Genomic DNA, 11,250 nt, shown 5'->3' on the forward strand with positions numbered 1-11,250 from the left:
CGATGTGCAGCTTGCCGTTGGCGTAGGGCGGGCCGTCGTGCAGCACGAACAGCGGTGCGCCCTGGCGGGCGTCGCGCAGGCGCTTGTAGAGACCGCCACCGTTCCAGTCGTTGACCCAGGCTGGCTCGCGCTTGGGCAGGTCGCCGCGCATGGGGAACGGCGTGTCGGGCATGTTCAGCGTGGCGCGGTAGGCGCTGGCTTCGGGCTTGGCCTCGTTCTTCGGGGCAGCGGATTTTTCAGACATGGTGGTCGGCTTTCGAATTCGGGATCGGCAAAGGCGGGCTCGGTGGTGCGACGTGGCGCACGGGGGTGGGGCGGGTCGCCCCGAGCCTGTCAGAGGGCGCGCGGCCCGGGGCTGGGCGCCCCGGCAGCGGCGTTAAATTCGGTCGCGGGTGGTCTGGCGGTGCGTCTGGGTGTGCAGCGACGCAAAAAACGCACGAGCGTCATCGCAGTCTTTGGCGATGCCCCGGGTGAGGGCGTCCAGACCGTCGTACTTCAGTTCGTCGTGCAGTTTGTGCAGCAGTTCCACGCGGATGATTTTACCGTAGGCCTCCCCACCGGGCAGGCGGGTGGCCAGCTCGGCGGGCCAGTCCAGGCAATGGGTTTCCAGCAACACACGCCCGCCGTTCACATCGTCCGGGTCCAGCGAGGGGCGCACACCGAGGTTGGCCACGCCGTGCAATGGGTCGTCTCCCAAGCCATGCACACGCACCGCAAAGATGCCGCTGGCGGCCGGTTTCCAGTGCGAAAAGCGCAGGTTGAGGGTGCGGAAACCGTCGCCCGCACCCGGGTGGCTCTCGGCCAGCTGTCGCCCGAGCTTGCGCCCGTGCACCACGTGGCCGCTGATGCTGAACGGGCGCCCGAGCAGAGCGGCCACGCGCTCCATGTCGCCGGCGGCCAGCGCCTCGCGCACGGCCGAACTGGAGACGCGGGTGCCATGTACCTCGTAGCTCTGCATGCGCGCCACGTCAAAGCCGAGCGATGAGCCGGCGGCGTCGAGCATGGCGTAGTCGCCCGCCCGCTGTGACCCAAAACGGAAGTCGTCGCCCACCAGCACGTATTTCACCCCCAAGGCTTTGACGAGGATGTCCTGGATGAAGGCTTGCGGTTGTTGCGAGGCCAGGCGCGCGTTGAAGGGCAGCACCACGCACTGGTCCACGCCACAGCGTCGCAGCTCTTCCAGCTTGTCGCGCAGCGTGGCGATGCGCGCCGGCGCCAGATCGGGCTTGTGGTGCAGACCGGCGAAATAGTCGCGCGGGTGCGGCTCAAAAGTCATCACGCAGCTGGGCACGCCGCGGTGCTTCGCCTCGTTGATCAGCAAGGCCAGCATGGCCTGGTGACCACGGTGCACGCCGTCGAAGTTGCCGATGGTGAGCGCGCAGCCCGGTGCGTCATCGCCCGCAGCGGGCTGGTGCAGGCGGTTCCAGAGGCCTCGAATGATTTTCATGCGGTAATTTGGCGCGGTCGTCGAAGCGTCATCAAAGAACGCTATATTGTCACAGCGCCGCCGGTCGCAGCCGGCGGGCGCACCAGCCGCAGGTGACAAGGCGGCTGGCCTCTTCAGTTTGATTTGAAGGAGCCAGGTTTTGAAGGTCTTGAAGCTGTCTGCCCAGGGGTTGCCACAATCGTGGATCAGCCTTGAAGAAGCGGTGCTGCACTACGCCGCGGATGAGGTGCGCTGGGAAATGGGTGCCGAGGTGGCGGTGTTCCATGGAGGGCACAACGCGATCACCGGGCGCCAGTCCATCATCACCGTCAATTCCATCATCGGCACCGAGGGCGTGCCGCGCATCAATCCGTTCGACCTGCGGCCCTCGCTCACCAACAGCAAGCTGTTTGCCCGCGATCGCTGCCTGTGTGGTTACTGCGGCGAACATTTCCACGAAGACGACCTCACCCGCGAGCACATCGTGCCGCTGGGCCAGCGCGGAATGGACATCTGGATGAACGTGGTGACGGCCTGCAAGTCGTGCAACCACCGCAAGGGCAACCGCACGCCCGAGCAGGCGCACATGGGGCTGCTCTACGCGCCCTACGTGCCCAGCCTGTGGGAAGACTTCATCCTGCGCAACCGCCGCATCCTGGCGGACCAGATGGAGTTCCTGATGTCCCATCTTCCCAAGAACTCGCGTTTGCACGCCTGACGGTTTCTGGCCTGCTTGGTTTGCGTTGGCCTGAGGGCACTGGGCGGCCGACTCCGCTCATGTCCCCCGACGGCCTGCGGCCGTCTCCTCCTTTACTTCGCTGCGTCAGCCACCCAGTGCCCTCAGGCCGCGAACATTTGGGCGGGCCTGCGGTGGTGTGCCTGCTTATCGCCAGATCGGTGAGGCGGTGTGCCCTGAGCAGCGAAGTAAAGGAGGAGGGCTGGCGCAGCCAGCCCGGGGGACATGAGCGGAGCAGGGCACACCGCCTTACCGATCCCGCAGAAGCCGAAGAGCGAAAAAAAAGCCCCGCAAAGCGGGGCACCACAAGCGGAGTCAAAAAGAAGAAGACTCAGGCAAACACCCCCGCCGTGTCCTCCATCCGGGCCGACACCTCACCCAGGTGGTGCAGCGTGTCGCCAAACGTCATCTCCAGCTGCGTCAGCTTCTTGAAGTAGTGGCTGCCGATGTACTCGTCGGTCACGCCGATGCCACCGTGCAGCTGCACCGACTGCTGACCCACGAAGCGCATCGAGTTACCCAGCTGCACCTTGGCCCGTGCCATGGCGCGACGGCGCTCGTTGGCCGGGGCATTCAGCTTCAGGCAGGCGTAGAAGCTCATGGAGCGCGCCAGTTCCAGCTGCATCTTCATGTCGGCCACGCGGTGACGCAGGGCCTGGAACGTCGCGATCGCCACGCCAAACTGCTTGCGCGTGTTCATGTACTCCACCGTCAGCGCCACCGTTTTGTCCATCACGCCCACCGCTTCGGCGCAGACGGCGGCGATGCCGATGTCCACCGCGTGTTCCAGCGCGGTCAGGCCATCGGTGGCGATCAGGCTGGCCGGGGCGTTCTGCAGCGTGAGCTCGGCGGCGCGGCCACCGTCTTGGGTGCCATAGCCCTCCGTGCTCACGCCGCTGGCGCTGCGCTCCACCAAGAACAGTGAGACCTTGCCATTGGCCATGGCGGGCACGAGGAAGGCGTCGGCCTGGTCACCAGCAGGCACCACGCTCTTGCTGCCGTTGAGCGTCCAGCCGCTGCCAGACTGCGTGGCGGTGGTCTTGCAAACGTCCAGCCGGTAGCGCGCACCGCGTTCCTGCTGCGCGAGCACCACCAGCGCCTCGCCCGAGGCGATCTTCGACAACCAAGCGGCCTTGACGTCCGCACCCGCATAGCCCCCGATCACACCACCCGCGATCAGCGTCTGCGCCAGCGGCTCCAGCACGATGCCGCGCCCCAGCTCTTCCATCACCACCATGCCCTCGACCGGGCCCATGCCCAGGCCGCCGTCGGCTTCGCTGATGTACAGACCAGCCAAGCCGAGCTCGGCGAGTTCGTTGTAGGCCGCGCGGTCAAAGCCGCCGGCCTTCACGATGCCACGGCGGCGCTCGAAGTCGTAACCCTTGTCGACCCACTTGCGCACCGCGTCGCGAAGCTGTTCCTGATCGTCGGAAAAATCAAAGTCCATGTGAATGCTCCTTAACCGAGGACCGTCTGGGCCACGATGTTGCGCTGCACTTCGTTCGAGCCACCGTAGATGGTGGTCTTGCGCATGTTGAAGTAGGTCGACGCCAGCGGCGCGTTGGCCACCACGCCACCGGGGAAGTTGCCCTGCCAGCCGGCTTCCATGGCTTCTTCGATGAAGGGCGTGGCGAACGGGCCGGCGGCCAGCATCATCAGCTCGGCGTAGCGCTGCTGAATTTCGCTGCCCTTGATCTTGAGCAGTCCGGCGATGTCGAGCGAGTTCTTGCCCGATTTCTCAGCGCTGAGCACGCGCAGCACCAGCATCTCCAGCGCCACCACATCCACTTCCAGCAGCGCGATCTGGTCGCGGAAGCGGCTGTCGTCCCACACGCCTTCGGCCTTGGCGATGCGCTTGAGCCGCTCCAGCTCGCGTTTGGCGCGGTTCACGTCGGCGATGTTGGTGCGCTCGTGCGAGAGCAGGTGTTTGGCGTAGGTCCAACCCTTGTTCTCTTCACCGATCAGGTTTTCGGCGGGCACCACCACGTTGTCGAAGAACACCTCGTTGACTTCGCACTCGCCGTCGAGCAGCCTGATCGGCCGCACGCTCACACCGGGCGACTTCATGTCGATCAGCAGGAAGCTGATCCCGGTTTGCGGCTTGCCCTCGGTGCTGGTGCGCACCAGGCAGAAGATCCATTCGCCGTACTGGCCCAGCGTGGTCCAGGTTTTCTGGCCGTTGACCAGGTAGTTGTTGCCCTGGCGTTCGGCGCGTGTCTTGACCGAGGCCAGGTCCGAGCCCGAGCCGGGTTCACTGTAGCCCTGGCTCCACCAGACCTCACCGCTGGCGATGCCGGGCAGGAAACGCTCCTGTTGTTCCTTGTTGCCGAAAGCCATGATGACCGGTGCCACCATCACCGGGCCGAAGGGCACGATGCGTGGCGCCCCGGCGAGGGCACATTCCTCTTCGAACAGGTGCTTTTGCACGGCGGTCCAGCCCGGTCCCCCAAACGCCTTGGGCCAGCCGTAGCCCAGCCAGCCTTTCTGGCCCAGGATCTTCGCCCAGCGCTGCAGGTCGTCGCGGCTCAGACGCAGGGCGTTGTGCACCTTCTGGGCGATCTCGGCCGGCAGGTGGGCCTTGACCCAGCCGCGCACCTCTTCACGAAACGCCTGCTCTTCGGGCGTGAATGCCAAATCCATGTGTGTCTCCTGGTGGGTGACCCCGGTCCGCAGCGGATTGGGGGCAACGCCACGCAGTTTCGCACGATCGTTCGTTTTTGTGCTGTCCTCGCTGTGACAAGCCGTCACCAATGCCGCGATGGGTGGCCTGGCGACCGGGCTGGGCTTTCCCACGCGCGGCTGTGGTTCTGCGTCAGCCGCCGAGTTGCTGCTGCAGGCTCTGCAGCTGGGCCCGCAGTTGCTCCACCGTGTCTTCCAGCGCCGCCACCCGGCGGGTGAGGGCAATCACATCTTCCTCGGCCGCGCCGCTGGCCACCGGAGCGGCTGAGGGCGCCGACAGGTCCACCGGTCCGCACAGCAGGTGCGCCCAGCGCTGCTCGCGCGCGCCCGGTGCCCGGGGCAATTTCACGACCAGCGCGCCCCCCTTTTCCACCGACCGGTCCTGCAGCTCTTCCAGGAAGGCATCGACCGAAGCGATGTCCAGAAATTTGTACCAGCGCTCGGTGTTGATGCGCAGTTCGCCCGCCGTCTGTGGGCCACGCAGCAGCAGCAGGCCCAGCAGCACGGCCGACTGCTCCGGCACGCCGACCGCGCGCTGGAAGTTGTGCTCATAGCGCGTGACCCGCGAGCCACTGGACTCGATCACCAGACTGCACTCACGCAGCCCGTCGATCGCTTCACTGATCTCGGCCTCCGTGATGTTCAGCACCGGATCGCGCGCGGTTTTCTGGTTGCAGCCGCTTTGCAGGCTGTTGAGCGTGAGCGGGTAGCTGTCGGGCACGGTGCGCGCCTTTTCCATCAACGTGCCGAGCACGCGGGCTTCGGCGGCCGAAAGGGGGCGGGTGTGAAAGTCGTGGTTCATGGGGTTGGGTTCATTACACTTGGCGGCCCCACCAGGCAGTGCATCGGGCCGTGAACAAAAACATCGTCATTCTCATCTCTGGCAGCGGCTCCAACATGGCCGCCATCGTGAAAGCCTCGCGCAACCGCCATTGGCAGCAGCGTCTGGGCGCCCAGGTGGTCGCCGTGATCAGCAACAAGGCCAACGCGGCTGGCCTGGTGTTCGCGCGGGACCACCAGATCGCCACCGCTGTTTTCGACCACAAGGCCTTTGCGTCGCGCGAGGCGTTCGATGCCGCGCTCATGGTGGAGATCGACCGCCACGAGCCGGCCCTGGTGGTGCTCGCAGGCTTCATGCGCATCCTCACCCCCGGGTTCGTGCAGCACTACGAAGACCGGCTGATCAACATCCACCCCAGCCTGCTGCCCGCCTTCACCGGTCTGAACACCCATCAACGCGCCCTCGACATGGGCTGCAAGTTTGCCGGCGCCACCGTGCACCGCGTGACCGCCGAGCTCGACCATGGCGAGATCCTCGATCAGGCCGTGGTGCCGGTGCTGCCCGGGGACACCGCCCAGGCGCTCGCCGAGCGTGTGCTGACGCAGGAGCACATCATGTATCCGCGTGCGGTAGAGCGCCTGCTGACACGTATGGTCTGAAACAGCCAGACCCTCTGATCAACGAAGGGCATTCAGGCCAGAACGCGGTGGAACCGTCTTTGCCGGGCCACTCGCGTTGCCCCCTGGGGGGTGACGCCGCAGGCGGCGCGGGGGCTACATCGACCGGTGGAACACCAGCCCCGCGTGCTCACGCATCGCGTGAAACTTGATTTTCGGCCAGTTCGCTTCCACGGCGCGCAGCGTGGCCTGGTGGTCCACCAGCAGCGTTGGCGCGTCCACCGCGTCCAGCGCCACCCGGTGGCTGTTGGCGTCGATGAACTTCTTGAGCTCTACCTCGCCACCGTCTTCCGGCGCACAGGTCACCCAGCGCGCGACCTGGTAGGGGCTGTTCATGATGCGGGCCTTGACGCCGTACTCGTGTTCCAGCCGGTGCGCCACCACCTCGAACTGCAGCTGGCCCACGGCACCGAGCAGCAGCACCGAGCCCGCCACCGGGCGGAACACCTGGATCGCGCCTTCTTCCCCGAGCTGGGTCAGACCGGCTCGCAACTGCTTGCTGCGCAGCGGGTCGGCCACTTCCACGCTGCGGATGATTTCCGGTGCGAAGAAGGGCAGGCCGGTGAACTGCAGGTTCTCGCCCTCGGTCAGCGTGTCGCCGAGCTGCAGCACGCCGTGGTTCGGGATGCCGATGATGTCGCCGGCAAACGCCTCGTCCAGCAGCTCGCGGCGCTGGGACAGGAAGCTCACCACGGTGTTGGGCCGCAGGTCCTTGCCCGAGCGCACCACCTTGAGCTTCATGCCGCGCTCGAAGTGGCCACTGGCCAGGCGCACGAAAGCGATGCGGTCGCGGTGCGCCGGGTCCATGTTGGCCTGGATCTTGAACACCACACCGGTGAACTTGGGTTCCTCGGGTTTCACCACCCGCTGGATCGCCGGGCGCTCGCCGGGCGGTGGCGCCAGGTCCACCAGCGCGTCCAGCACTTCGCGCACGCCGAAGTTGTTGACGGCGGAGCCGAACAGCATGGGCGTCTGCTTGCCGTCCAGGAACTGCGCTTCGTCGAAGGCGGGGGATGCCCCCGCCACCAGTTCCAGCTCATCGCGCGCCTGCTCGAATTCGGCGCCAAATCGCTTCACGCTCTCGGGGTTGTCCAGCCCGACCAGCACGTCCTCATCGCCCCCGCGGCGGTCTTCGCCGGCGGCAAACACGCGCATCTGGTCGGTGCGGCGGTCGTACACGCCGCGGAAAGTCTTGCCCATGCCGACCGGCCAGGTGAACGGCACCACCGTCATGCCGAGTTCGCGCTCGATCTCGTCCATCAGGTCCAGCGGAGCCTGCACCTCGCGGTCCATCTTGTTGACGAAGGTGAGGATGGGGGTGTTGCGCGCACGGCAGACCTGCAGCAGGCGCCGGGTCTGCGGCTCCACACCGTTGCCGGCGTCGATCACCATCAGCGCCGCGTCCACGGCGGTCAGCACGCGGTAGGTGTCTTCGCTGAAGTCCTGGTGGCCCGGGGTGTCCAGCAGGTTGATCACGCAGTCGCGGTATTCCATCTGCATCACCGACGAGGCGACCGAAATGCCGCGCTGCTTCTCAATCTCCATCCAGTCGGACGTGGCGTGGCGCGCGGCCTTGCGGGCCTTCACGCTGCCCGCGATGTTGATGGCGCCAGAGAACAGCAGCAGCTTCTCGGTCAGGGTCGTTTTACCCGCGTCGGGGTGGGAAATGATGGCGAAGGTGCGGCGGCGCTTCACCTGATTCGAAATTTCGGACATAGCCCATGATTATCGCGGGTGGGACAATAGAGGGATGCACCCCAAAGCCCTTCTGGACGAATGTTCCACCCTGATCGAACAGGTTTTCAAATTTGACCACCCCACCGACGCCGTGGTCGCACGCCATTTCCGTGAGAACAAGTCGCTGGGCCCGCGTGAACGGGCCACGCTGTCCGACACCGTTTACGCCATCTTGCGCGAGCGCCTCAAATTCGAGTGGCTGGCCCGCTCTGGCTCCGGTTCCAAGTGGCGGCGTCTGGCCATTCTGGGTTTTCCGGGTGACCGCGACTTCCTGAAGAGCGCGCTCACCGAGGCGGAAAAAACCTGGTGGGACCACTGCCTGACGGTGACCGACGACCAGCTCATGGCGCAGCACCGGCACAACCTGCCCGAGTGGCTGGCCACCGCGCTGCGCGATCAGGTGGGCGGCGAGTTTGACGCCCTGGTGGCCAGCCTGAACCAGCCCGCGCCGCTGGACCTGCGTGTCAACGTGCTGAAAAAGAAGCGCGAAGCGGTGCTGGCCGAGTTGCGCGATGCGGGTTTGACATGCGAGCCCACGCCGTTTTCCCCCTTGGGGATTCGACTTCAGGGCAAACCCTCGCTGGCCAAGCTGCCTGCGTTTGTGAATGGCGAGGTGGAAGTCCAGGACGAAGGCTCCCAGCTGCTGGCGCTGCTGCTCGACGCCAAGCGCGGCGAGATGGTGGTGGATTTCTGTGCCGGGGCCGGCGGCAAGACGCTGGCCATTGGCGCGGCCATGCGCAACAGCGGTCGACTCTATGCGTTTGACACTTCCGGCCACCGCCTCGACGCGCTCAAGCCGCGTCTCGCGCGCAGTGGCTTGTCCAACGTGCACCCCGTGGCGATTGCCCACGAACGGGACGACCGCATCAAGCGCCTCGCGGGCAAGATCGACCGCGTGCTGGTGGATGCGCCGTGCTCGGGCCTGGGGACTCTGCGCCGCAGTCCCGATCTGAAATGGCGGCAGAACCCCGACACCGTGGCCGCCCAAGCGCAGTTGCAAACAGCGATTCTGGCCAGCGCGGCACGCCTGCTCAAACCGGGCGGACGCCTGGTCTACGCGACCTGCAGCCTGTTGCCGGCCGAAAACGAGGTGGTCGCGGATGCATTTTCACGGGCCCATACCGACTTCGACATGCTGCCGGTCAGCGAACTGCTGGACGCTGCCCATGTGCCGGAGCCGGCGTCGCTCTGTGCAACAAACCACGGAAAAACACTGCGTTTGTGGCCGCATCGGCATGCCACGGATGGTTTTTTCGCCGCCGTTTGGCAGAAAAAGGCGTGATATAGAGCCGCTTTGCCTGCTTTTTCCACTTTGTGGGAGGCATGGGTGCTGGTTATTTGGTGATTTGGACCCCCAGCCTTAAAATCATGGGTTAGCCCGCCACAGGCGCCCGTGAGCGAGGCTTGTTTGTACAGACACCCTCGGGCGCTCTTTTAGGAAATCAATGTCTTCTTCCGATTCCGGGACCCTGTCCCTTGCGTGGGACGGGCTGGTCGATGTGTTGGCCAATGGTCTGACCCATGCCACCGGTTGGCAGATGGTGCTCGTTGCACTCGTGCTGACCCACATCACCATTGCCAGTGTGACCATTTATCTGCACCGCCATCAAGCGCACCGCTCGATGGACTTGCATCCGATCGCCTCGCACTTCTTTCGCTTCTGGCTCTGGATGACCACTGGCCAGGTGACCAAGGAGTGGGCGGCCATTCACCGCAAACACCACGCCAAATGCGAGCGCGAAGGTGACCCGCACAGCCCCCATGTGTTTGGCATCAAGACCGTGTTCTGGACCGGTGCCGAGTTGTACCGTGCTGAATCCAAGAACCCTGAGACGATGGCTCGATACGGCCACGGCACCCCCGACGACTGGATCGAGCGCAACCTGTACACACGTTACTCTGCCTTGGGCGTCAGCCTGATGCTGGTCATTGACGTGTTGCTCTTTGGCATGGCAGGTCTCGCTGTCTGGGCGCTGCAGATGGCCTGGATCCCGATCACCGCCGCTGGCATCATCAACGGCATTGGCCACTGGTGGGGTTACCGCAATTTCGAAGCCACCGATGCCAGCACCAACATCTCTCCTTGGGGCATCATCATTGGCGGCGAAGAACTGCACAACAACCACCACACCTACCCGACGTCTGCCAAGTTGTCTGTCAAGCCCTATGAGTTTGACATCGGCTGGATGTACATCACCATTCTGAAAACCTTGGGCTTGGCATCGGTCAAGAAGCTTCCACCCAAGATGGCTTTCGGTGATGTCAAGCCGGTGGCCGACGAGAAGACCCTTGAGGCCATCATTGCCAACCGCTACGAAGTCATGGCTGGTTACGCACGCGAAATGCGTGCGGCCTGCCAGCGTGAAGTAGAAGGCCTGAAAGCCAAGAGCGCCGATGCGGCCGCCCTCCATGCCGCCCGCCGCTGGCTCCACCGCGATGACGACAAGGTGCCCGCTGAGGTGAAGCCGCAGCTGGCCTTGGCGCGCGCCGAACATCCGGTGCTCGACAAGATGGTCACCATGCGCGAAGAGTTGCGCGCCCTGTGGTCGAGCACGAACGCCTCGCGCGATCAGCTTGCGGTCGACCTGCAGGCCTGGTGCCGCCGCGCAGAAGAAAGTGGCATCGCTGCGCTTCGCGACTTTTCGATTCGACTGCGCTCAGCGCACGCTTGATTGCGCACATCCCCGCGCCGCGCCTTGCGGCGCGTCACCCCTCCTCCCCCAAGGGGGCAACATCAGTGGCCCGGCAAAGCCGGTGCCGCGGTGTTCTGGGATGAAGGCATTTTTCGCGCAGGAACCTAGCTGGATATTTCGGGCAACAAAAAAGCCGCTGTTTTCACAGCGGCTTTTTTGTTGGAGGAACCAGCTGAATCACTTCAGCTTGATTTCCTTGTAGTCCACATGCTTGCGAGCTTTGGGATCAAATTTCTTGATCAACATCTTCTCGGGCGTGGTCTTCTTGTTTTTGGTCGTGGTGTAGAAATGGCCGGTACCCGCAGTGGATTCCAGCTTGATTTTTTCGCGTCCGCCTTTGGTTGCCATGGTGTGTGCTCCTTAAGCCTGGCCGCGTGCACGCAGGTCTGCGAGCACGGCATCGATGCCGTTTTTGTCGATCAGGCGCAGGGCAGCACCCGACACGCGCAGACGAACCCAGCGGTTCTCGCTCTCGACCCAGAAACGACGGTATTGCAGGTTCGGCAGGAACCGGCGCTTGG

12 protein-coding genes are annotated in these 11,250 nt (G+C 64.7%); 4 read left to right on the plus strand and 8 right to left on the minus strand.

Features of this window, described 5'->3' with window-relative positions:
* Together IV088_RS05285 and IV088_RS05290 are read right to left on the minus strand one after the other, a co-directional pair.
* Window positions 1-244 (minus strand): class I tRNA ligase family protein (locus IV088_RS05285; RefSeq protein ID WP_291098734.1); only part of this gene is annotated, 244 nt, incomplete at its 3' end.
* A 132-nt stretch (window positions 245-376) separates the two neighbouring features.
* A complete protein-coding gene (locus IV088_RS05290; protein ID WP_291098737.1) occupies window positions 377-1,447 on the minus strand; it encodes a bifunctional riboflavin kinase/FAD synthetase in 1,071 nt (356 codons plus the stop codon).
* Between the two features lie 139 nt (window positions 1,448-1,586).
* Between IV088_RS05290 and IV088_RS05295 the strand changes: the two genes are divergently transcribed.
* Window positions 1,587-2,144, plus strand: a complete 558-nt coding sequence (locus tag IV088_RS05295) for an HNH endonuclease (RefSeq protein WP_291098740.1) — start codon at window positions 1,587-1,589, stop codon at window positions 2,142-2,144.
* 349 nt (window positions 2,145-2,493) lie between these two features.
* On the opposite strand, the gene IV088_RS05300 is transcribed toward IV088_RS05295, so the two are convergent.
* From IV088_RS05300 to IV088_RS05310, 3 genes are all read right to left on the minus strand, one after another.
* A complete protein-coding gene (locus IV088_RS05300) occupies window positions 2,494-3,609 on the minus strand; it encodes an acyl-CoA dehydrogenase family protein (protein ID WP_291098744.1) in 1,116 nt (371 codons plus the stop codon).
* An 11-nt stretch (window positions 3,610-3,620) separates the two neighbouring features.
* Window positions 3,621-4,802: an acyl-CoA dehydrogenase family protein gene (locus IV088_RS05305; protein WP_291098747.1), complete on the minus strand. Its 1,182-nt coding sequence runs from the start codon at window positions 4,800-4,802 to the stop codon at window positions 3,621-3,623.
* 172 nt (window positions 4,803-4,974) lie between these two features.
* Entirely contained in the window at window positions 4,975-5,643 is a 669-nt protein-coding gene (locus IV088_RS05310) for a YceH family protein (protein ID WP_291098750.1), read from the minus strand.
* 50 nt (window positions 5,644-5,693) lie between these two features.
* On the opposite strand from IV088_RS05310, the gene purN reads away from it, so the two are divergent.
* The gene (gene purN, locus IV088_RS05315) at window positions 5,694-6,281 is read left to right on the plus strand and encodes a phosphoribosylglycinamide formyltransferase (protein WP_291098752.1); all 588 of its coding nucleotides are present in this window, start codon (window positions 5,694-5,696) and stop codon (window positions 6,279-6,281) included.
* A gap of 114 nt (window positions 6,282-6,395) precedes the next feature.
* Here purN and IV088_RS05320 read toward each other — a convergent pair whose 3' ends face one another.
* A complete protein-coding gene (locus tag IV088_RS05320; protein ID WP_291098755.1) occupies window positions 6,396-8,015 on the minus strand; it encodes a peptide chain release factor 3 in 1,620 nt (539 codons plus the stop codon).
* A 34-nt stretch (window positions 8,016-8,049) separates the two neighbouring features.
* Here IV088_RS05320 and IV088_RS05325 point away from each other — a divergent pair, with 34 nt between their 5' ends.
* Both IV088_RS05325 and IV088_RS05330 read left to right on the plus strand, forming a co-directional pair.
* Complete coding sequence (locus IV088_RS05325; protein WP_291098758.1) at window positions 8,050-9,318, plus strand: RsmB/NOP family class I SAM-dependent RNA methyltransferase; 1,269 nt, start codon at window positions 8,050-8,052, stop codon at window positions 9,316-9,318.
* 163 nt (window positions 9,319-9,481) lie between these two features.
* A complete protein-coding gene (locus tag IV088_RS05330) occupies window positions 9,482-10,708 on the plus strand; it encodes a fatty acid desaturase (RefSeq protein ID WP_291098761.1) in 1,227 nt (408 codons plus the stop codon).
* Between the two features lie 198 nt (window positions 10,709-10,906).
* On the opposite strand, the gene rpmG is transcribed toward IV088_RS05330, so the two are convergent.
* Together rpmG and IV088_RS05340 are read right to left on the minus strand one after the other, a co-directional pair.
* Window positions 10,907-11,077: a 50S ribosomal protein L33 gene (rpmG, locus tag IV088_RS05335; protein ID WP_068173845.1), complete on the minus strand. Its 171-nt coding sequence runs from the start codon at window positions 11,075-11,077 to the stop codon at window positions 10,907-10,909.
* Between the two features lie 12 nt (window positions 11,078-11,089).
* On the minus strand, window positions 11,090-11,250 hold a 161-nt coding region (locus IV088_RS05340), incomplete at its 5' end, for a bL28 family ribosomal protein (RefSeq protein ID WP_291098764.1).

Source organism: Hydrogenophaga sp. (assembly GCF_018780075.1).
In the GTDB taxonomy this organism is placed as follows: domain Bacteria; phylum Pseudomonadota; class Gammaproteobacteria; order Burkholderiales; family Burkholderiaceae_C; genus Hydrogenophaga.